Source organism: Yersinia kristensenii (assembly GCF_900460525.1).
GTDB lineage: Bacteria > Pseudomonadota > Gammaproteobacteria > Enterobacterales > Enterobacteriaceae > Yersinia > Yersinia kristensenii.
In genome coordinates this window covers 188416-207968 of sequence record NZ_UHIY01000001.1, presented here as the reverse complement: position 1 = coordinate 207968, position 19553 = coordinate 188416, and the positions used below count along the sequence as shown (strand labels likewise).

The window sequence follows — 19553 nt, the reverse complement described above, 5'->3', positions numbered from 1 at the left end:
CGAAAGCATTCGCTAATTTCCACAAAAAAGGGGATAGGATGAGTAACCCTACCCACGTCATTGCTTGAAATAAAATGCTAATTGCTTCGCTTTCGCTCACTTAAACCATTTTCCTATCATGTGACACCCTGTGTCGAATTACGCGGGTGATAATGTATTCTGTTCGTTGCGATCTAGCCGTATTCTTAGTAACTATAGATAGTGCAACCTCAAACATATCACCTTTGGTAAAGCTTTTTTCACTATCGTTAACTCTAGACATGAAAGATGCATCTTCCATTTTCACAGCTAGTTCTTTTCCATCGTATAGCATTTTCCAGCCACGATTTGAATCAAAGTTTACTTGCGTCAATAAAATATTGGTAGTGATGTTTTCAATTTTTTCATTTGATAATGAGGCTCTTGGCAATGGCGTAAACTCTTGAGTTTCATCACCTTTTACTTCGAATGTTTCTTTTCCATCCATTTCGATTTTAAACGTTGGTTTTTTCTCTGAATTTAATGGTTGGGTGATGATTTCATTCATAGCTTGTCTAATCACAGGGTCAGAAACCAGACGAGCCACTGTTCTATTACAGACAATCTCTTCATTATCAAGAATTAGAGTTGACTCATCTGAGCTGGATTCGGTTCGTATCTCTAAAATACGCTTATCTTTAAGTTTTCTTGCTACGCCGAATGCTGAACCGTGAGCTACAGCTATAGATGCTGCACTGATACCTAAATATTTTAGGACTTCCAGAGCACCAGAACTTTTTATAAGTAATGCGAATTCTATGATTAAAGAGCCTGCTTTAGCTGGGGCTCTAACTTCAAGTTCGAGAGTGCTTTCATTATTAATTAAATCATCTGCACGATTAACCATTTTAGCGAATTCAACTATAGACATGCCCAAATCATAGGCATTCATTTTATGCTTACTTAAATCTGAGTCTTTATCTGCTCCGTAATGCACACTAAAGTTTTTAAAGTCTTGCTGCTCAGTCATTTGTGGTTTCCTTTTCACCATTTTATTTTTGGATGCCTTAACCGACAGCAAAATCCAATACTCAGCATGTCAGCCGTTTATCCCAGAGACTTAACTAATATTTAAGTAAAAGAAGAATACAAAAAAGCTAACGCGTACGCAAAAATGATTGTACTGTGATAAGGATAGTTACTTTGTTACGCAGCTTACATAATTATAAAAGACCTCGCTTCGGCGGGTTTTTGTCATTTATGGAGAGTGAATTAGTCGCTTTTAGGGATAATAAAAGCTGTAAACTAACTAGCGGCATGAACTGAGCAAGGAAACGGCATATGGACTTCAAAGATGTGATAACACCGTTAGTGACGTTAGCTGCTGTTTGGTTGGCAGCAAATTTCACTTTACGCAATGAGCTACGAAAAAAAGAACTCGAAATCAGTGCAGCGCATCTGGAAAAATTGTCAGAAAATTGTGATAGCACACTGCGTCAGTGGGTCCATTATGCCGGTTGCATTGCCTGTACGCTTGATGCGCATATGCTTATCACTCCGGGCAATGAACCATTCAGAATTAATGTTTTAAATGATCTGTTAACTCAAATTGACGATAGTTCGCATGGCTTAGATCTAGAAAAAATACAGTGGTGTCGTCATGGATTAGAGTTCCACAGAGAAAATGAGTGGAAACGCTGGAAAGATGTTGTACCACCGCTCAAGGATAGAATTTATGACTTTTTCATGATTACAACCCCTGGCAATGAAAATCTAGTGATGCTTGATAAAAACCGTACAAGGGCTGAAATTGCAGAATTTACAGCAGATCTACGGGTTCGAATAAAAGACTTAGATGTGCAGCGCAAAGAGATTGTATCGGCTATGGCTAATGATTTCCGCCTGTTAACTCAACCTGCCCCAAGTAATATATACGATTTGGTATTTAAATGCCGAAAACGTCTATTAGACTTTTTTAAGCGATAGTTTCTAAATTTAATTATTTATTCAAGGCTCACTTCGGTGGGCCTTTTTCCGTTTTAGCCCACCAGTCACCCAATCAACTCCACACACATTACTGCTAATGAGTGGCTGCACTGGTGGGCTAAATACCAGCAACTAACAGAGGCCGAATAAGATGGATGGTAATGCAGAAAAACCACTCAGGGTCTACGCCATAGCCTTTACCAAGAAAGCTATAACGTTATCAACCGATGACCGCGAGGATTTTTGGCTAGAAATCACAGGCGGCATCGGCTGGATAAAGTTTGAAAAATTGCGTAATGAGAATGAATTTACGAAGAATGGAGCGCTGTTTGTAGCCAAAGGGCTGCGTTCGGTAGCTGATTCAGCCCCTTGCCCAGTAGTTCAAGCACAATGTGTTTTGTGGCGTCAGCGGGAAGCTCTTTTATCCGCTGCAAATAGCCTTTCCTTTCTTCTGGGTCAGTCACGTTCTGATTGATAAAATCTCTGATAACGGCAAGGGAATCATCATGCAACTTCACCGTAACAACTTTCAACGATGCAGAAATGCTACCTTCTTCACTTAATAGATTTACCGCATCTTTGGTGGCTGTAATGAGTTCAATTACTGGTATTTTCCCAGCCAACAGTTGCATTACTCCACCAGAAATCAAGCCTTCTTCGTTCAAGTAAGCGATGTTCTGGAGTAATTTTCGCTCGTCAGTTTCTAGCAGGTTTTCAGGGATATATCTTTTATCTATTGAGTCAGGGTAGTGGTTTACAGCCAGCTCTAGTAATTGCAGCTGTAGCTCTCTGTCGAAGTTGGACATTAATTAGATTTCCTTCTTGGTTGATTAAGCGCCACCAAGATACCACCATCACCTGAGGTGGATAAGTAACAGGCAAATAATTGTGAGGCTGCGCTACTGCGTGGCCTTTTCTATTTATAACCCCCGACAATGCCGGGAATAATATTCCCCATTGGGGAGGTGGTATGAGAATGCATAACGAACTGCATACATGGGCAGACTGGATAGAACTGTTTAATGCCTGGTGGCGCGGCGATGTCCCCATGGGGGGGGTGTTGCTATCAGTAGTAATGGCTGCTTTACGTGTGGCGTATACCGGTGGTGGATGGAAGAAAACGTTCTTAGAGGGGCTGACTTGTGGCGCGTTAACGCTTACCGCAGTAAGTACTCTGGAATACTTCGACCTGCCACAGCAACTTACCTTAGCCACTGGTGGGTTAATTGGCTTCATTGGCGTTGAGCAGATACGTGCGTTGGCGCTTCGTTTTGTTGGCAACCGTATTGGCGGCACTGACGACAATAAACCTCAGGTATAAACCATGACCCCTTATCAATTCAGAATGGCGGCTAACATCAGCGTCGATTGCGCTGCGCGTTGGATTCAGCCTATTACCCAAGCAATGAAAGAGTTTGGCATTACCACTACCGTACAACAGGCGATGTTTATTGCTCAAGTTGGCCATGAGTCAGCCAGTTTCGCGTTGCTGGGAGAATCGTTCAATTACAGCATTAACGGTTTGATTGCGACGTTCGGCAAGCGCCTATCTGCGGATCAGGCTTCAGCATTGGGGCGAAAACCGTGTGAAGTAGCGGTACCACTTAATCGGCAACGAGCCATTGCCAATCTGGTTTATTCGGGCCGGATGGGTAATAAGGCTGTAGATGATGGCTGGAAGTATCGCGGTCGCGGCTTAATTCAGATTACTGGCTTAGATAACTACCGGGCATGTGGTACCGCGCTGAAATTGGATTTAATCAGTAACCCTGACCAACTACTGACGGATTTAAATGCCGCTCGTTCTGCCGCATGGTTCTGGCAATCCCGCAATTGTGGTCAATATGCTGATGATATTCAGCGTGTGACACAGCTTATCAATGGCGGCAATAACGGGATTAATGACCGCAAAGCTCGGTTTGAATTGGCTAAGCGGGAATTGCAGCTATGACCACTTTGCGTACGGCGCTGGTGGCTTTGATCGGTACCGCGTTCCTTTTTCTGCTTCTTAACCGTAATCACTTGGCTAATAAGGTGGATAAAACGGAAGCGGAGCTGGTGGCCGAGCAAGCAACAAACACGGCATTGGGTAACATCATTGATGCTTACGGTGCTAACGATTCAGCCAACCGCGCCGCAACCGCCCGCCAGTTGGAGAACGAAAGGAAACTACGCAATGAAAGTGATGAACGGCTTAAGCGGTTTCTGGCGGTCTCGTCAGATGATAAGTGTGCTATTCAGCGCATGCCTGACGCTAGCATTAACATCATGCGCGAGTAAGTCGGTATCACGGCCACCAGCTAGTTGCCCCGTATTACTACCGCCTGAATCAGCATTAACTGAATGCGAAGTACCAGAATTTGTCGGTACCACTTGGGGCGATAGTGGGCTGTATGCACTAGCCCTTAAGCGTGAGTTGCGGATCTGTAAGGGTCGACTCGATGAAATCATTAGCTGGCGGCAGAAAGCGGGGAGAAAAACGTAATGTATAACTTACCGGGTTCAGGGGCTTTTATTGTTCTTGGCTGCATCTGCGCCGTTGCTGGCTGGGGAGTGATTGAAGTCGTAGTTTGGCTATTTAGTCACATTAATATTGCTTGGGGCTAAGTATGGTGCGTGAAAGGTACATGCTTAACCCGACATATTAAGAAATACTTCATTATAACTAATGATATCGATCAAATAACTTTCATCTGATTGTCTCTTGTATCAACCCATCTGGCAGTATTGAAATTGCTGAATAGTCAGCATACCTGATGGGAATTAATAATAATGACTAAGTATTATGTGAACAAAAATAAGCAAGACAATGGCGATAATGAAGTACATACAGAGACATGTAATTATTTACCTACGATTCTAAATAGAGTGTATTTGGGTTCATTTGATACTTGCACGCCCGCTGTAAGTGAAGCAAAGCGTCAGGGGTATAAGGAGGCAAATGGCTGCTATTACTGCAGTAGGCCTTGCCACACATCGTAAGATGATTAAATCTTAATCCTAAAGGTCACTTCGGTGGCCTTTTTTATTACCAGAAGCAGGAGAATAAGTATGCTTACAGTAAAAGTAATGTCACCCAATGGCGGTGAAGAGATTCATTGTGGTTTAAGTGTTGGGTTTAACCCTAATCAACAATCAATATCGGTTGCCGGGTTGGAGAGAAATATCGTTCTGCATCCTAATGATGTTGCATACGTTATGAATAGTAACGGGAAGACAGTATCTCAGTACCGCCATATGACCCGCAGCCAATAGCATTACAGGTGGCATTCATTGAGTGCCATCGATAATGCACAACCTAAGCCACTGGCCCTATAAGCCGGTGGCTTTTCTATTGGAGCTACACAATGAAATGTAAGCAAACTGGCTCGATTTACACATCTTCAATGCAAATTGGCATTAATACAGATACCAGTCAGATCGATGCTTTGATTGTAAAGCTTGAGCGAGCTGTTGAATTGCAAAAGCAGTTAACGCAAGAGCCACAGCAAAGCAAGAAAGTTACAGTGCCTGACGTTATTCATGTTACCTCCGGCAGGTTTGGTGTTGTTGTTAGTTGGAATGTTTGGTGGCCCGGAGCGGTTCGTGTTCACAGCGAATATCGAAAAGGCGATGGAACAATACAGATGCTCAGTCAGCCTATCTCGAAATCATGGCAGAGCTATTTAGTTAATGGCCTGCGTGCGGGGCAAGACATTGAGTGTCATGTGCGCTTCTATGATAACGATGGTAAAGAAGTATTCCGCAGCACCACAGTAACGGGCAAGTCTAGCGCTGATGCCTGTGAAATCCTTAATGCAGCTCCCACTGGCGGTTATGTTGGCAAAGGCGAAACGTACAACATTCGGATGAGTATAGGTGTTGATGATTGCCTGGTTAGTGGAGCGATTCCGGCCGCAAAGATTGAACCGTCACTAATCAGTAATGAGCAGTTGAAGAAAGATGTCGCGGCGATTATCAGCACTGTAATTGAGAATCAGAAATGCATTGAGCGTGTAAACCATCAGCGCGAGAAAGACTTTGTTGCTTTATCAAAAGCTGTGCGGGCAGTAGAGGAAAGTATCACTATGCTCAGCCACCGTGACTCATTCATCAGGTAACCCAAACACATTAAATGATAACGATTATCAAATAAGTCAATGTGAGCCCCGAAATGGTGCATAAAAATACAAATGAGAACCATTATCGAAAGGTACTCCCGGAGGGGGGCCCTACCACGGGGAGTGGGACTCGCGGAAAACGGCTAGTTTTTCAGTTTTCATGGTGACAGCAGCAGATGTCCTATCTTCATGAAAATTAAAATAAAACTCAACTTTCAGGTGACAAAATCAAAAGCGCACTGTCATCTGACCAGATTGTAATCATTTGAATTTATTAAATAAATACCAGTTTCACCTGACAGGATGAGGTGTCAATGTCCAATATCAGCAATCTGGGGGACGCTTACAACTGGAGCGTAGCGAAGATTGCTGAGGCTTTTGGGCTGAATCGCGGAACGGTGAGAAAGCGGCTTCTCGATGCCAATACGCCAATCGCTGACACAGTGAGAGGCAACCCCGTTTATGCACTGAAAGATGTCGGCCCTATTTTGTTTGGCGAGATTGAACCTGTCGATCCTGACGGTTTTCAAAATCCTCAGAAAATGGGACCTAAAGATCGTAAGGATTGGTATCAGTCGGAAAATGAGCGAGTGAAGTTGGAAGCAAGCTTGCGTCAACTTATCCCTGTTAGTGAAGTTCATACTGAAATGGCTTTGTTAGTGAAGTCTGTCGCCCAACTTCTGGATACCTGGCCGGATGTGCTTGAGCGTAAAAAGAGCTGGTCACCTGAACTGGTGAATGAAGCGCAATCGCTGGCTGATGAGCTAAGGGACTTAATGGCCTCATCGGTTTCACTGGCAGAAACTGAGGATGAGCATTAATGAGTTATGCATCAGCGGCAGCTATACGGCGTGATGTTTCTGCCCTACTAAAAGCCCCCCGGCGCATTCCGGTTGCCGAGGCCGTGCAAAAGTATATGCGTGTTCCAAAGGGCGGGGGTAATTCAGTGCCTTGGGACCCATCCATGACTCCTTATATCATTGAGCCCATGAACTGCCTGGCTTCACGTGAGTATGACGCAGTTATTTTTGTCGGCCCTGCGCGAACGGGTAAAACCATTGGGCTAATTGATGGTTGGTGTGTCTATTCTATTGTCTGCGATCCCGCTGATTTTCTGTTGGTGCAAATGACAGAGGAAAAGGCGAGAGAACACTCAAAGAAACGCCTCTCCCGAACCTTTCGGGTTAGTCCGGAAGTTGCAAAGCGCCTCAGTACGAATCCCAATGATAATAACGTCCACGATATTATTTTTCGTGCAGGTAATTATCTGAAGATAGGCTGGCCCTCAATCAATATCCTGTCATCGTCAGATTACCGGTTTGTTGCGCTGACTGATTATGACCGCTGGGTAGAAGATATTGGTGGGGAAGGTGATGGTTTTACACTGGCCTCAAAGCGTACTACCACATTTATGAGTTCCGGTATGACGCTGGTGGAAAGTTCGCCAGGCAGGGACATTCGTGATACTAAATGGCGGCGAACATCTCCTCATGAGGCTCCCCCGGCAACCGGTATTCTTTCGTTGTATAACCGTGGGGACAGGCGGCGTTGGTACTGGCCCTGCCCTCATTGCGGCGAATACTTTCAGCCTAGTATGCAAGCGATGAATGGGTTTCGTGACACACCTGACCCTGTAAAAGCCAGCAGAGAAGCGCACTTGGCTTGCCCATCTTGCCAGGGAGTTATCACATCAAACTTAAAAGATGAGCTAAATAAAAAGGGTATTTGGTTGCGCGAGGGGGAACACTCCGATTCTGATGGAGTGATTACCGGAACCCCGCGACAATCGCGCATTGCTTCATTTTGGATGGAAGGCCCCGCCGCAGGTTATCAAACCTGGGCACAAATGATATTCCGGTTACTGACGGCAGAGCAGGAGTTTGAGGCTACCGGTAGCGAAGAAACCCTGAAAGCCGTCACCAATACTGACTGTGGTATTCCATATCTTCCCCGATCCAGCACCGAGCAACGCAAGTCTGAAACCTTAATGGCCCGCGCCAGTAAGGTGACGAAGCGAACTGTGCCGGATGGGGTGCTATTCCTTGTGGCTACTGTGGATGTTCAAGGGGGGAAAAATCGCCGCTTTGTGGTCCAGATAGTGGGCTATGGTGCGCATGGCGAACGCTGGATAGTTGACCGCTATAACATCCGTCAGTCGATGCGAACGGGGACTAACGGTGAAAGTCTGCCAATTAACCCCGCAGCTTATCTGGAGGATTGGGATCTGCTGCGTACTGATGTTCTGGATAAATGCTGGCCGATGGATGCCAATCCATCCATCACCCTGCCGGTCTTGGCAATGGCTGTGGATTCCGGTGGTGAAGATGGCGTTACCGGTAATGCTTATGAGTTCTGGCGGCAATGCCGCCGCGATGGTGTCCACAAGCGTGTGTACCTTTTCAAAGGGGATAGCCAGTCTCGCGGTAAGTTGATCACTAAAAGCTTCCCCGACAATACCGATCGTCCCAATCGACGAGCGGAGGCGCGGGGTGACGTTCCTCTGTATCTCTTGCAAACAAACCTATTAAAAGACCGGATCAGTAACGCGTTATCGCGTGAGACGCCGGGGCCTAACTATGTTCACTTTCCTGACTGGCTGGGGGAGTGGTTTTACGACGAACTCACATATGAAGAGCGGGGGCAGGATGGCAAATGGAGCAAACCCGGCAAGGGCGCAAATGAGGCATTCGATTTAATGGTGTATGCCCATGCACTGGTAATACTGCGAGGTTACGAGAAAATTAACTGGGAAAAACCGCCGCCATGGGCTCAGCCTGTTGAATCCAAACCTCCGTTATCTGTGACTGAAAGACCGCCACCCCAAACATCCCGAACTAAGACAACAAAACCTAAGAAATCACCAGCCCAGCAGGAGGGCAGTACCTCTGCATGGGCGTCATCTACATCCGGAGGCTGGTTGTGAATCAGGCAGAGATTGAAAACATGCTCCAGCAATATCTAACCGCTGAAAAAACGGTATTGGAGGGTAAATCCATCACCTTTAATGGCCAGTCAATGACGATGGAAAATTTGAGTGAGATTCGCAAGGGCAGAGAAGCATGGGAACGCCGTCTCGCTAATCTTCTGGCAACTCAGCGTGGACGCCCTATGTATAAAGTGGCGAGGTTTCCATAATGGGTATTTTTGATGATGCTATTGGCCTGTTTTCTCCGGGCTGGAAAGCCGCCCGTTTAAAGTCTCGCGTGGCTATACGTGCTTATGAAGCGGTATTACCCACTCGCACACACCGCGCCAAGCGTGAAAACCGTAATGCTAACCAACTCAGCCAGATCGGGGGACGTTCGCTGAGGGAGCAGGCGCGGTGGCTGGATAACAATCATGACCTTGTGATCGGACTGCTGGATAAACTGGAAGAGCGCATCATTGGTGCCAAGGGAATTATTGTCGATCCCCAGCCTATTCTCCGTACCGGGTTAGTAGCTGATGATCTGGCAAAGAAAATCAGGGCTGCATGGGCGGAGTGGTCTGTCTCACCTGATGTGACCGGGCAATTTACCCGCCCCGTACTGGAGCGCCTCATGGCCCGCACCTGGCTCCGTGATGGTGAAGTGTTTGGGCAATTTGTCAGTGGAACTGCTCAGGGGTTAACGGCAACAGCCAGTATTCCTTTTTGGATTGAGGCGCTGGAACCTGACTTTGTACCGCTGGAAATGAACGATACCGGAAAAAATGTTTGTCAGGGTATTTATCTAAATGGCTGGGGGCGACCCACTAAATATGTTGTGTATAAATCCCTCGTCACGACAGGCATTGCGTTGGGTAACACGAAAGAAATAGCGGCTGATGACATGATGCACCTGAAATTTATGCGTCGCCTGCATCAGGTCCGTGGCAACAGCTTATTGTCTGGCATCCTGATCCGGTTGAGTGCGCTCAAAGAGTACGAGGATTCTGAGCTAACCGCCGCACGCATTGCTGCTGCATTAGGTATGTATATCAAAAAAGGGGATGGTCAAACTTTTGACGACACGAATACCAGCAGTGGCAGAGAGTTAAACATTGTTCCTGGTATGTTGTTTGACGAACTTCAACCCGGTGAAGAAATCGGCATGATCAAGTCAGACCGACCCAATCCCAACCTTGAAAATTTCCGTAACGGCCAACTAAGAGCTGTTGCTGCTGGGAGCCGAGGCAGTTATTCCAGCATCTCCCGCAACTATGACGGCACATACAGTGCCCAGCGACAGGAACTGGTGGAATCTTTTGAGGGCTACAGCATATTGCAGGATGCCTTTATTGCAGCAGTCACCCGTCCCATGTACCGCAATTGGCTGAAACAGGCCATTGCCGCTGGCGTTATTAATGTTCCGCCTGATGTTGACCCGGCTACATTGCTGAATGCGGTATACAGCGGGCCAGTTATGCCATGGATTGACCCGTTGAAAGAGGCTAACTCATGGCGCGTGCTAATTCGCGGTGGAGCGGCAACAGAAGCTGACTGGATCAGAGCTCGCGGCGCTAATCCGGGGGATGTGAAACGCCGTCGCAAGGCGGAGATAGACGAAAATAATGAATTGGATCTCAGGTTTGATACTGATCCGGCTAATGATAAAGGAGATGCCCGTGGGCAAGAGCAGCAGAAAGAAACTGATTGAGGCACCGCAGGCGTCTGGCGGAGATAAAAGCTGGTTCCGCATGAAGGCGAGTGGTGAAAAGAGCGCGGATATTTATATTTACGAGGAGATCGGTTACTGGGGGGTTACCGCTCGCCAGTTCGCCAGCAGCCTGAAAGCGTTGGGTGATATCGACCATATTAACCTGCGCATTCATTCTCCGGGCGGTGATGTATTTGAAGGCATTGCTATCTACAACCTGTTAAATAGTCACCCCGCTAGTAAAACGGTCTATATCGATGGACTGGCCGCGTCTATGGCCTCGGTGATTGCGATGGTCGGCAACCCTGTCATCATGCCGGAAAACGCGATGATGATGATCCACAAACCCTGGGGCATTACCGGTGGCGACGCTAATGATATGCGCGACTATGCCGACCTGCTCGATAAAGTGGAGGGTGTGCTCATTCCCTCTTATGCCAAAAAAACCGGTAAAACCCCGGAAGAACTGGCCGTCATGCTCGGTGAAGAAACCTGGTTAACAGCACAAGAATGTGTTGAGCACGGTTTTGCCGATCAACTACTTCCGTCGATGCAGGCTATGGCCCGCATCAATTCAAAACGTATTGAGGAATTCGATTCTATGCCAGCCTCTCTGAAGAATATGATTATCACACCCAAAGCGACCGTTACGCAGCCTGTCGCACCCACTAATCCGATAGCACCCGCAGCAACGCTGGATGACAATGCTATTCGTGCACAGGAGCGCGAGTCACAAAAACAACGCATCAACGGGATTAAAGATCTGTTTTCTATGTTCGGTGGACGCTATCAGGAACTGCAGTCCGCGTGCGTCGAAGATATTGATTGCACTCTTGAACAATCCCGAGAAAAGTTGCTGGCATTGATGGGCAGAGATGCCACGCCATCGAATAAAACCCCTCTTGCCAGCCAACATATCTATGCCGGTAATGGTAACTTTACTGGGGATGGTATTCGTCAGGCGTTGATGGTGCGTGCGGGATATGAAGAGCGCCAAAAAGACAACGCATATAACAGTATGACGTTGCGTGAATTGGCCCGGATGTCCCTGACTGAGCGGGGCGTTGGTGTTGCATCTTACAACCCAATGCAGATGGTGGGCATGGCCTTTACTCACAGCACTTCTGATTTTGGCAATATCCTGATCGATGTGAGTAATAAATCCATCCTGCAGGGCTGGGAGGAAGCACCGGAAACGTTCGAAGAATGGACCCGCAAAGGTCAACTTTCTGATTTTAAAACGGCACACCGTGTTGGGATGGGCGGTTTTCAATCGCTGCGCAAGGTCCGTGAGGGTGCAGAATATAAGTATGTGACGACTGGCGACAAGCAGGCCACCATCGCGTTGGCAACTTACGGTGAGTTATTCTCTATCACCCGTCAGGCTATTATTAATGATGACCTGAACATGCTGACAGATATTCCAATGAAGTTGGGGCGGGCGGCGAAAGCCACCATTGCGGATCTGGTTTATCTCATTCTGACGACTAACCCCAAGATGACAACCGACAACACCCCTCTGTTTGATAGTAAGCATGGCAATCTTACGAGCGGCGGGATTGACGTGGCTAATCTTGATAAAGCCCGTCAAATGATGCGCACACAGAAAGAGGGTGAGCGTCACCTGAACATTCGTCCGGCATTTATTCTTGTTCCAACCAGTTTGGAGTCTACGACTAACCAGGTCATTCGCTCATCCAGTGTCAAGGGGGCGGATATTAACGCGGGCATCATCAACCCGGTTAAAGATTTTGCCACCGTCATTGCCGAACCTCGTCTTGATGATGCCAGCACCAAAGCTTGGTATCTCGCGGCGGCACAGGGAACCGATACGATTGAAGTTGCGTATTTATCCGGTATGGACACACCATACATTGATCAGCAGGAAGGCTTCACATCAGACGGTGTAACGACCAAGGTCCGCATTGATGCGGGTGTTGCACCTGTTGATCATCGTGGCTTGGTGAAGTCCAGCGGCGAATGATCGCGACATTTTATTAATCCGGCCCTGTTGGGCTTTTTTTATACCTAAAATTCGGCCCCTCGGGGTCGTAGGGATAATTCAAATGGCTAAAAATTATGTTCAGGAAGGCATGACTATTCCAATCACCAACTCTGGTGCGGAGGTTATCACCAGCGGAGATCCTGTTGTTATTGGCGATATTGTTGCCGTGGCGCTGGTTGATATTGGCCCTGCAGTCACCGGCGATGGCTTGGCCGAGGGGGTTTTCCTATTGCCTAAATTGGCTGCTGATATCATTCCAGCAGGAAAAAAGGTTTTCCTGAAAGCGGGCAAGATTCAACTTGCGTCCACTGACGCAGTTGCTGCGGGTTGTGCCTGGGCCTCAGCAGCAGCGAGTGAGACCGTGATTGCGGTAAAAATTAATGGCTAACGCCTTTGAACGGCTGGTGGAAAAAATGGATCGGGCAACGCTGGACAGGATGGGAAAACCAGTCCTGATTAATGACGTGGGGTTTGTTGCCGTTGAAAGTCATCTTATTCCTGAAATGGGTCCTTTGACTGGAGACGGCATATCACTAGTCATTTTCTCTTCTGACTATAAACCACGTCGTAACGACCAGACTGTCTGGGATGGAAAATCCTATATTGTCACCCGCTACCAGTCTTTTAATGGCAAACCGCAGATCTGGTTGGAATAACGGGAGACGCCATGAAAGTTCAAGGTTTGGATCAGTTAATTAGTAATCTTACTGAACTCAGTAAAACGGCGGTGCCTCGAGCCACCTCGCAAGCGGTTAACCGGGTTGCTGCGCGGGCAATTAGCCGCAGCAGCTCTAAAGTTTCAAAGGGTACGAGAGTACCGTTAAAACTGGTACGTGGGCGGGCTAAACTGAAAAAGGCCAGCCCCGGACGTCCGATAGCCACAATTCGCGTGAAACGAGGTGATTTACCCGTCATTAACCTTGGTTCGGTGCGCATGCAGTTATCTCGTCGTGGCGGGGATCAGGGCGGTGCAGGTAGCGTGTTAAAAGTAGGGCGCCTCTCATTTTCAGGGGCATTCTTACAGCAACTCAGTAATGGGCGATGGCAAGTGATGCGTCGAACGACAAAAGCCCGCTACCCGATCGAGGTTATCAAGATACCGATGGCCGCGCCGCTGACTCAGGCATTTCATGATGAAACAAAATCCCTTCTGAATAGTGACTTACCCAAAGAGTTGTCTGCTGCGCTGAATAATCAATTACGCCTGGTAATTAAACGATGAATAGACATACCGCGATACGCATGGCGGTGCTGGATGCACTGAAAAAATCCATTAATGATCCCAATGTCACTTTTTTTGACGGCAGGCCGGGCTTTCTTGATGTAAAAGATTTACCTGCAGTGGCCGTTTATCTGACTGATTCTGAGTCCACGGGAGAATATATCGATGGTGACCACTGGCGGGCAGTCTTGCACGTGGAGGTTTTTTTAAAAGCACAAAGTCCTGACTCAGCGCTTGATGAGTGGATGGAAACAAAGATTTATCCCGTGATGGCAGATATCCCGCCATTATCTCAGTTGGTCGAAAGCCTTTCGCCGCTCGGCTATGACTATCGACGCGATGATGAGGCACTGACCTGGGGATCATCAGATATCAATTATTCCGTAACGTATTTTAAATAACGTTTTCCCTTTATTGCACCCGCCACTGAGCGGGTTTTTTTATGCCTGGAGTCAATATATGACCAGTATTTATGAAAAAACGCAGGGCACAGTATTTAGCATTTCTGCTGCGGTAGCGACCGAAGCAAACCCGGCAAATGCTACCTGGCTGTCAGCATCGTGTTCAACAAAAGAGCTGAGTTTCACCGGAGGGCAGAAAGATGACATTGAAGTGACGACACTTTGTTCGACCGAAAAAGAAATGACGAATGGACTTTCATCACCAGCCGAAATGAGCATCAATCGAAACTGGAGTGCTGGCGAGTTGGCGCAAGAGTCTTTAATGGAAGCCTATGAAACGGATGAGCGCCGCGCTATCAGGGTTGTATTCCCATCGGGTAACGGATTTGCCTATCTTGCTGAGGTTCGGCAAAACAGCTGGAGTGCCGGGACGTCAGGTGTGGTTTCCGCTTCTTATACTCTGCGCATTATTGGTAAGCCTGTCCGCATTATGGCTTCTGATGTCGTTCCCGTCACTGGCGTAACCCTGACGCCGACTAGTGGCAGCGTGGCTGCGGGTGGGACAGCGACATTTAACGTCAATATTACCCCGTCAAATGCGACAAACAAAGGCTTCACTTTACTCTCATCCGTTCCGGCCCGAGCGACAGCGATGGCCAGCGGTATGACGGTGACAGTAACAGCCCCTACCGGGGCAACTGCAGGATCAGCCAGCATTACGGTTACGACTTCCGATGGCAACAAAACCGCGACTTACACAGCTAACGTCACCGCTTAACAGGAGAGCACTAAAACATGTCAGTCAAAAAGAAGTTTGATCTCAAATCACTGGTATCTGCAGCACATGCTGGATTTCGTACTAAAACGGTATCAGTCAGCGAGTGGGATGGGGTGAGTGTCGTACTACGAGAACCCTCTTTAGAGGGATGGGGCCGGTGGCGCGAGATTATGGCATCACCGGAAATAAAGGAGGGGGGAGTCCAGCTTTCTATCTCAGAAGAAACCCAGCGCAATATTCGTGCTGATGCTGTGATGTTTATTGATGCGTTATTGGACGAAGACCTGCAGCCAGTTTTTGCAGTGAGCGAATTGGAAACCGTGATTTCATTTTACGGCCCAGTGCATGCCCGTCTTTTGAGGATCGCGATGGGGTTGGCAACATCTTCAGAGGATGCTGAAAAAAAGTCATAGAACCCGGCACCCAATTCATGATGAAACTCGCACTTCGTCTGGGTAGGACATTGGGTGAACTCCAACAAACGATCGGGATGAGTGAACTTCGCTTGTGGGCTGCATATGACCGTATCAGCCCGATCGGTGATGAGCGGGGAGATTTTCAAGCAGCACAAATCACGGCAGCGGCCTATAACGCACAAGGGGGGAGAAATCAGCTCAGTATTGAAGATGTGTTATTGGGCTGGGGTAAGTCGGAAAATAAAATTGACGACGACGGATCAGAACTTGAAGCGTTTTTAGGTCAGTTGGCTGAGTAATTCACCCGCTTCGGCGGGTTTCTGGGAGGAACTATGACAGTTCTGGGTGATCTGATCGTCAACCTGTCGGCTAACTCAAGTTCATTTCAAACCGAGATTGCAAGAGCTTCTCGTCTGGGTGCTGAATATTACAAAACAATGGAGGGCGGCTCTCGCAAGGTAGAAGCGGCTACGCGTCAGAGCAAACGCGCATTATCCGAACTTAACAATGAGTTGGCCACCATAAGAGAATCAGCACGCGCCATGGTGGGTGTGCTTGCCGGTTCGTTCGCGGTGAGTAGTCTCATCAACACGGCTGACCAATACGGGCAAATTTCATCACGCATCAAAATGGCTACCGGCTCACAAGAAGAATATAACAGCGTTCAGCAACGCTTGATGGAAATTAGTGACCGCACCTATAAAAGTATCGAGGAGCAATCCGAGCTTTATATTCGCAGTGCCAATTCCATGAAAGAGCTGGGCTTCTCCACCGCCAGTACCATTGATTTTATTGATTCAATTTCCAGCGCGTTAACTATTAATGCCGCAAGTGCAGAAAAGGGCGAAAGCGCGATTAATGCGCTGTCAAAATCCATGGTGAATGGCAAAGTTGCCGGTGATCAGTGGCATGCCGTCATGGAGATTATGCCGACTGTTATCGGTGATATTGCCCGTTATTTGGGTACCACTGAACTTGAGGTGAAAAAACTTGGCGCGGCTGGAAAGTTATCAATGGATACCTTTTCCAAGGCGGTAATTGCGGCAAAAGACCGTAACGCTGAACTTGCCGAAGCGATGCCGACCACGGTCGGGGATGCCATCACTAAGCTGTCAAACCACTGGAAAGCCTATATCGGTGATGCCAACACTGCAATGGGTGTGACGGCAGCAATTTCCGGTGTGATTGGTACTGCTGCGGATAATATCGATGTACTAGTTGCTGCCGGTACCGGGCTGGTTGGGCTTGGTTTGGCGCGCTATTTCGGCGGATTGGCCAGCAGCGTTAGCAGCGCGACCGGCAATCTGATTACCGCAACCCGTGCACAACTTTCCCTGGCTGCGGCACAGGTTGAAGGTGTTCAGGCTTCATTGTTACAGATCCGGACTGAGCGAGAATCAGCGGTAGCAGTCCAGAAATCGTTAGTTGCTCAACTACAGCTGGCGCAAACAGAAAAGGCTCGCGCTGTTATTCGTGCACAGTTGGCAACCAACTCCGCTGCTGTTGCGGCGGCATCACGCGCCGAAGTCGCTGCAACAGATGCTCTTGCGGCGGCGCAGGGGCGCTTAAATATCGCTTCCGGGCTGGCAAGTAAGGCGCTGGGCTTGGTGGGTGGCCCTGTGGGGGCCGCAATGCTAGCAGCCGGAGCAATTTATTATTTCTACGAAAAATCAGAACAGGCCAAACGGTCAGCGACAGAGCTGGCGGGTGGAATCGGTGGTCTGATTGATAAAATGCGGGAGATGGGGAATGTTCAGTTAGCCGCAGAAATCGGCAAGCTGAATAACTCATTACCGGCACTTTCTTCCGTTGTTGCTGATGCGCAAAAGAATTACGACAAAGCCACTGAAGCCGTTGAGCGCAACAGTCGCCAGATTTATTTATGGGGGAAAGGCTCTGTAATTGGGAAGCAAGCAGCTGAAGAACTGAAAACCTCGATTAATAATCAAGCCATTGCACTCAAAGAGTTAACGGATGCGGAAGAGAATAAAAGCAGGGCGGTAAACGGTGCTAATGTCCTGAGCGCTCAGCTAAATGGAACGCTTAAAGAGGGTGTAGGCATCCTCAAACTGGAACAAGTAGAGATAGGTGTCGCAGCCGGAATGATGGCTCACTTCACCAACTCTATAAATGTAGCGACTCAAGCCAAAGCCGCTTTTAACTCGACCAGTCTGATTATTCCTGTCAGCGAAGAGCTTAAAAACGCGCAAAAAGTGCAGGATGATAAGCTCGCTATATTAAAGCTATCGGGCAGGGCGCAGGCGACTGAAATCGCCAGGCAGGAAGCTGAACGGCTCAAAATCACCGATCCCACTGAGGTATCAAAGTTCGTAAGCGGTGAACTCAGGAACTACGATCAGTCCGAGCAGAATAAGGCAGATGAACAGGCTAAAAGCAAAGCGGCCAGTGCCACTAAAACGGCTGAAAGCGCAACAAAAGCCTATGAGCAAACCATTGCCAACCTGAATAAAGAGATTCAGGTTGAGTCTGTTCGACTCAAACAAGGTGAAGCGGCTGCGTCATTATTTGCCGCATCAATTGAAACCGGCGCGAAATATACCGATGGCCAACGTGTTGAACTGGAACGGCTGAATAAAACCCTCGCAGAGTCAAAGCAGCGCTGGGAAGATCATAATGCAGCGATTGCGTCAGACCCTTACCGCAGCGCCGCTGAGTCACAACGTCAGGCACAGGAGCAGCTACAACGGCAGATTGCCGGGGGTGAGATACAAAGCGCCGAGGAACTTTCCCGCCGTAAACAACAGATCCACACGGACTATCTGACGGCGCTGGCCGACGCTAACCAACGTTACGCCGTCAGTGCCAATGATGAGTTAGCCGGTAACGTCGATCCGGTGCAAAACCTCAGTAACCAATTGGCAAAGCGTCAGGCGCTTATTGAGACTTATGCGGCGGCAGGTGTTATCACCGAACAGCGAAAAAACCAGCTTATTCTTGCTTCCGAGACAGAAACCCGCGAACAGCAGTATCAGGCATCATTGCAATTATTCGCCTCGCAAGGCGACCTGCAGCGCATGGCTGTTGATCTGTTTCAGGACTCACAAGACCGGTTATCCAATATGCTGACTGGGTTAGTGAATGGCACTCAGTCCACTAAAGAGGCGATGTCTAATTTATTCGCGTCATTGTCTCAGTCGATAATCAAAAACCTTGTTGATATGGCCGCGCAAGCCCTTATCACCAGTACGATCATGCAGACGATTACGGGCGTCTCTGGCGGGTTGTTGGGGGGCTTTATGGGCGGCGGAGGTGCGGCAAGCAACGCATTCTCCGGGGGCGCTTATAGCGGATTGTCATTTAATGCCAAGGGCGGTGTTTATGACTCGCCGAGTCTGAGCGCTTACAGTGGCCAAGTTGTCAGTTCGCCCACCTTTTTTGCATTTGCAAAAGGAGCTGGTGTGATGGGGGAGGCGGGGCCAGAAGCCATTATGCCACTGACTCGATCAGCCGATGGTTCGCTAGGTGTTCGTGCCTTAACAACCCGCCAACCTGAGATTTCATCAACTGCGGGTGGCGGAGCGCCACAGGTTTACATTGAGATAAATGACAGTGGTACCAGCTCACAGTCTTCATCTGGATACGAGCAGTTTGGCAGTGAAATTGGCCGTTTCGTCGAAAATAAATACAGAGAGTTGATACAAAAAGATTTAGGTCAGCGAGGCGCTATTACAACTGCCATCCAAGGGGGTAGATAGTGATAAAGGTATTCACGTTCTGCCCCCGGGTAGAGGCTACGGCAAAAACCGAGTTTCGAACCCGAGAGATTCAGTTTGGTGACGGGTATATCCAGCGGGCCGGTGATGGGATAAACACCAAATCAACGGAATGGACACTCCAGTTTGTTGGGGATTGGGACTACATCAAGCCAATCCTCGATTTTCTGGATGAGCATCAGGGACACACCGCTTTTGAATGGACTAACCCCATGGGTGAGCTGGGCCTTTATGTTTGCAAGGCATATGACCCGACAGCAAAAGGTAAAAACTCAGCCGGTAAACCGATGTTTCAGCTCAATGTCCCCCTCGAAATTGCTTATCATCCGTAAGGTTT

Annotated in this window: 24 protein-coding genes and 1 pseudogene; 23 read left to right on the top strand and 2 right to left on the bottom strand. The window is 48.1% G+C overall.

Annotation, left to right across the window (positions count from 1 at the left end; genetic code table 11):
• Positions 1 to 100: 100 nt before the first annotated feature.
• On the bottom strand, positions 101 to 988 hold the full coding sequence (locus DX162_RS00940) for an LAPAL motif-containing putative phage structural protein (protein WP_115155826.1): 888 nt from the start codon (positions 986 to 988) through the stop codon (positions 101 to 103).
• Positions 989 to 1299: 311 nt separating this feature from the next.
• Here DX162_RS00940 and DX162_RS00935 point away from each other — a divergent pair, with 311 nt between their 5' ends.
• On the top strand, positions 1300 to 1944 hold the full coding sequence (locus DX162_RS00935) for a hypothetical protein (protein ID WP_004390460.1): 645 nt from the start codon (positions 1300 to 1302) through the stop codon (positions 1942 to 1944).
• 308 nt (positions 1945 to 2252) lie between these two features.
• On the opposite strand, the gene DX162_RS00930 is transcribed toward DX162_RS00935, so the two are convergent.
• On the bottom strand, positions 2253 to 2750 hold the full coding sequence (locus DX162_RS00930; protein WP_032819800.1) for a hypothetical protein: 498 nt from the start codon (positions 2748 to 2750) through the stop codon (positions 2253 to 2255).
• Between the two features lie 164 nt (positions 2751 to 2914).
• Between DX162_RS00930 and DX162_RS00925 the strand changes: the two genes are divergently transcribed.
• The 22 genes and pseudogenes from DX162_RS00925 (at position 2915) to DX162_RS00825 (ending at position 19548) form a co-directional block, all read left to right on the top strand.
• Complete coding sequence (locus DX162_RS00925) at positions 2915 to 3265, top strand: phage holin, lambda family (protein ID WP_032819801.1); 351 nt, start codon at positions 2915 to 2917, stop codon at positions 3263 to 3265.
• A 3-nt stretch (positions 3266 to 3268) separates the two neighbouring features.
• Positions 3269 to 3895 (top strand): glycoside hydrolase family 19 protein, encoded by a 627-nt coding sequence (locus tag DX162_RS00920; RefSeq protein ID WP_004390463.1) that lies wholly within the window; start codon positions 3269 to 3271, stop codon positions 3893 to 3895.
• On the top strand, positions 3892 to 4224 hold the full coding sequence (locus tag DX162_RS00915; RefSeq protein ID WP_032819802.1) for a DUF2570 domain-containing protein: 333 nt from the start codon (positions 3892 to 3894) through the stop codon (positions 4222 to 4224). Before DX162_RS00920 ends, DX162_RS00915 begins: the two co-directional genes overlap by 4 nt.
• Positions 4121 to 4429, top strand: coding sequence for an Rz1-like lysis system protein LysC (gene lysC / locus DX162_RS22880; protein ID WP_422108583.1), 309 nt, complete (start codon positions 4121 to 4123; stop codon positions 4427 to 4429). The genes DX162_RS00915 and lysC overlap by 104 nt, the downstream gene beginning before the upstream one ends.
• Complete coding sequence (locus DX162_RS22750) at positions 4429 to 4551, top strand: hypothetical protein (protein WP_004390465.1); 123 nt, start codon at positions 4429 to 4431, stop codon at positions 4549 to 4551. Before lysC ends, DX162_RS22750 begins: the two co-directional genes overlap by 1 nt.
• A gap of 444 nt (positions 4552 to 4995) precedes the next feature.
• The gene (locus DX162_RS00900; protein WP_004390466.1) at positions 4996 to 5199 is read left to right on the top strand and encodes a hypothetical protein; all 204 of its coding nucleotides are present in this window, start codon (positions 4996 to 4998) and stop codon (positions 5197 to 5199) included.
• Positions 5200 to 5291: 92 nt separating this feature from the next.
• Entirely contained in the window at positions 5292 to 6044 is a 753-nt protein-coding gene (locus tag DX162_RS00895; RefSeq protein ID WP_032819804.1) for a hypothetical protein, read from the top strand.
• Between the two features lie 314 nt (positions 6045 to 6358).
• Positions 6359 to 6865, top strand: coding sequence for a DUF1441 family protein (locus DX162_RS00890; protein WP_032819805.1), 507 nt, complete (start codon positions 6359 to 6361; stop codon positions 6863 to 6865).
• On the top strand, positions 6865 to 8967 hold the full coding sequence (locus DX162_RS00885) for a phage terminase large subunit family protein (RefSeq protein ID WP_004390470.1): 2103 nt from the start codon (positions 6865 to 6867) through the stop codon (positions 8965 to 8967). The genes DX162_RS00890 and DX162_RS00885 overlap by 1 nt, the downstream gene beginning before the upstream one ends.
• Positions 8964 to 9179: a hypothetical protein gene (locus tag DX162_RS00880; protein ID WP_032819806.1), complete on the top strand. Its 216-nt coding sequence runs from the start codon at positions 8964 to 8966 to the stop codon at positions 9177 to 9179. Before DX162_RS00885 ends, DX162_RS00880 begins: the two co-directional genes overlap by 4 nt.
• A complete protein-coding gene (locus DX162_RS00875; RefSeq protein WP_004390471.1) occupies positions 9179 to 10660 on the top strand; it encodes a phage portal protein in 1482 nt (493 codons plus the stop codon). The genes DX162_RS00880 and DX162_RS00875 overlap by 1 nt, the downstream gene beginning before the upstream one ends.
• 40 nt (positions 10661 to 10700) lie before the next feature.
• Positions 10701 to 12644 carry a ClpP-like prohead protease/major capsid protein fusion protein gene (locus tag DX162_RS00870; RefSeq protein ID WP_004390474.1) on the top strand — a complete coding sequence of 648 codons (1944 nt, stop codon included), beginning with the start codon at positions 10701 to 10703 and terminating at the stop codon, positions 12642 to 12644.
• 82 nt (positions 12645 to 12726) lie between these two features.
• Positions 12727 to 13053: a DUF2190 family protein gene (locus DX162_RS00865; RefSeq protein WP_098080972.1), complete on the top strand. Its 327-nt coding sequence runs from the start codon at positions 12727 to 12729 to the stop codon at positions 13051 to 13053.
• The gene (locus tag DX162_RS00860; protein WP_032819808.1) at positions 13046 to 13321 is read left to right on the top strand and encodes a hypothetical protein; all 276 of its coding nucleotides are present in this window, start codon (positions 13046 to 13048) and stop codon (positions 13319 to 13321) included. Before DX162_RS00865 ends, DX162_RS00860 begins: the two co-directional genes overlap by 8 nt.
• An 11-nt stretch (positions 13322 to 13332) precedes the next feature.
• A complete protein-coding gene (locus DX162_RS00855; protein ID WP_004390477.1) occupies positions 13333 to 13887 on the top strand; it encodes a phage tail protein in 555 nt (184 codons plus the stop codon).
• Positions 13884 to 14288 carry a phage minor tail U family protein gene (locus tag DX162_RS00850; protein WP_032819809.1) on the top strand — a complete coding sequence of 135 codons (405 nt, stop codon included), beginning with the start codon at positions 13884 to 13886 and terminating at the stop codon, positions 14286 to 14288. The genes DX162_RS00855 and DX162_RS00850 overlap by 4 nt, the downstream gene beginning before the upstream one ends.
• Before the next feature lie 58 nt (positions 14289 to 14346).
• Positions 14347 to 14781, top strand: a pseudogene (locus DX162_RS22830) (phage tail tube protein); the annotation flags it as partial.
• Positions 14779 to 15066, top strand: coding sequence for an Ig-like domain-containing protein (locus tag DX162_RS22825; protein WP_321572391.1), 288 nt, complete (start codon positions 14779 to 14781; stop codon positions 15064 to 15066). The pseudogene DX162_RS22830 and the gene DX162_RS22825, both read left to right, overlap by 3 nt.
• A gap of 17 nt (positions 15067 to 15083) precedes the next feature.
• Positions 15084 to 15479 (top strand): phage tail assembly chaperone, encoded by a 396-nt coding sequence (locus tag DX162_RS00840; protein ID WP_032819810.1) that lies wholly within the window; start codon positions 15084 to 15086, stop codon positions 15477 to 15479.
• A gap of 17 nt (positions 15480 to 15496) precedes the next feature.
• Positions 15497 to 15781, top strand: coding sequence for a phage tail assembly protein T (locus DX162_RS00835; RefSeq protein WP_408642837.1), 285 nt, complete (start codon positions 15497 to 15499; stop codon positions 15779 to 15781).
• 33 nt (positions 15782 to 15814) lie between these two features.
• Positions 15815 to 19198: a tape measure protein gene (locus tag DX162_RS00830; RefSeq protein WP_004390482.1), complete on the top strand. Its 3384-nt coding sequence runs from the start codon at positions 15815 to 15817 to the stop codon at positions 19196 to 19198.
• Entirely contained in the window at positions 19198 to 19548 is a 351-nt protein-coding gene (locus DX162_RS00825) for a phage tail protein (protein WP_408642836.1), read from the top strand. The genes DX162_RS00830 and DX162_RS00825 overlap by 1 nt, the downstream gene beginning before the upstream one ends.
• The last annotated feature ends 5 nt before the right edge of the window (positions 19549 to 19553 follow it).

Coding starts and splice junctions, on each gene's coding strand:
- DX162_RS00940 (WP_115155826.1), bottom strand. CDS start 988: ATGACTGAGCAGCAAGACTTTAAAAACTTTAGTGTGCATTACGGAGCA.
- DX162_RS00935 (WP_004390460.1), top strand. CDS start 1,300: ATGGACTTCAAAGATGTGATAACACCGTTAGTGACGTTAGCTGCTGTT.
- DX162_RS00930 (WP_032819800.1), bottom strand. CDS start 2,750: ATGTCCAACTTCGACAGAGAGCTACAGCTGCAATTACTAGAGCTGGCT.
- DX162_RS00925 (WP_032819801.1), top strand. CDS start 2,915: ATGAGAATGCATAACGAACTGCATACATGGGCAGACTGGATAGAACTG.
- DX162_RS00920 (WP_004390463.1), top strand. CDS start 3,269: ATGACCCCTTATCAATTCAGAATGGCGGCTAACATCAGCGTCGATTGC.
- DX162_RS00915 (WP_032819802.1), top strand. CDS start 3,892: ATGACCACTTTGCGTACGGCGCTGGTGGCTTTGATCGGTACCGCGTTC.
- lysC (WP_422108583.1), top strand. CDS start 4,121: ATGAAAGTGATGAACGGCTTAAGCGGTTTCTGGCGGTCTCGTCAGATG.
- DX162_RS22750 (WP_004390465.1), top strand. CDS start 4,429: ATGTATAACTTACCGGGTTCAGGGGCTTTTATTGTTCTTGGCTGCATC.
- DX162_RS00900 (WP_004390466.1), top strand. CDS start 4,996: ATGCTTACAGTAAAAGTAATGTCACCCAATGGCGGTGAAGAGATTCAT.
- DX162_RS00895 (WP_032819804.1), top strand. CDS start 5,292: ATGAAATGTAAGCAAACTGGCTCGATTTACACATCTTCAATGCAAATT.
- DX162_RS00890 (WP_032819805.1), top strand. CDS start 6,359: ATGTCCAATATCAGCAATCTGGGGGACGCTTACAACTGGAGCGTAGCG.
- DX162_RS00885 (WP_004390470.1), top strand. CDS start 6,865: ATGAGTTATGCATCAGCGGCAGCTATACGGCGTGATGTTTCTGCCCTA.
- DX162_RS00875 (WP_004390471.1), top strand. CDS start 9,179: ATGGGTATTTTTGATGATGCTATTGGCCTGTTTTCTCCGGGCTGGAAA.
- DX162_RS00870 (WP_004390474.1), top strand. CDS start 10,701: ATGAAGGCGAGTGGTGAAAAGAGCGCGGATATTTATATTTACGAGGAG.
- DX162_RS00865 (WP_098080972.1), top strand. CDS start 12,727: ATGGCTAAAAATTATGTTCAGGAAGGCATGACTATTCCAATCACCAAC.
- DX162_RS00860 (WP_032819808.1), top strand. CDS start 13,046: ATGGCTAACGCCTTTGAACGGCTGGTGGAAAAAATGGATCGGGCAACG.
- DX162_RS00855 (WP_004390477.1), top strand. CDS start 13,333: ATGAAAGTTCAAGGTTTGGATCAGTTAATTAGTAATCTTACTGAACTC.
- DX162_RS00850 (WP_032819809.1), top strand. CDS start 13,884: ATGAATAGACATACCGCGATACGCATGGCGGTGCTGGATGCACTGAAA.
- DX162_RS22825 (WP_321572391.1), top strand. CDS start 14,779: ATGGCTTCTGATGTCGTTCCCGTCACTGGCGTAACCCTGACGCCGACT.
- DX162_RS00840 (WP_032819810.1), top strand. CDS start 15,084: ATGTCAGTCAAAAAGAAGTTTGATCTCAAATCACTGGTATCTGCAGCA.
- DX162_RS00835 (WP_408642837.1), top strand. CDS start 15,497: ATGATGAAACTCGCACTTCGTCTGGGTAGGACATTGGGTGAACTCCAA.
- DX162_RS00830 (WP_004390482.1), top strand. CDS start 15,815: ATGACAGTTCTGGGTGATCTGATCGTCAACCTGTCGGCTAACTCAAGT.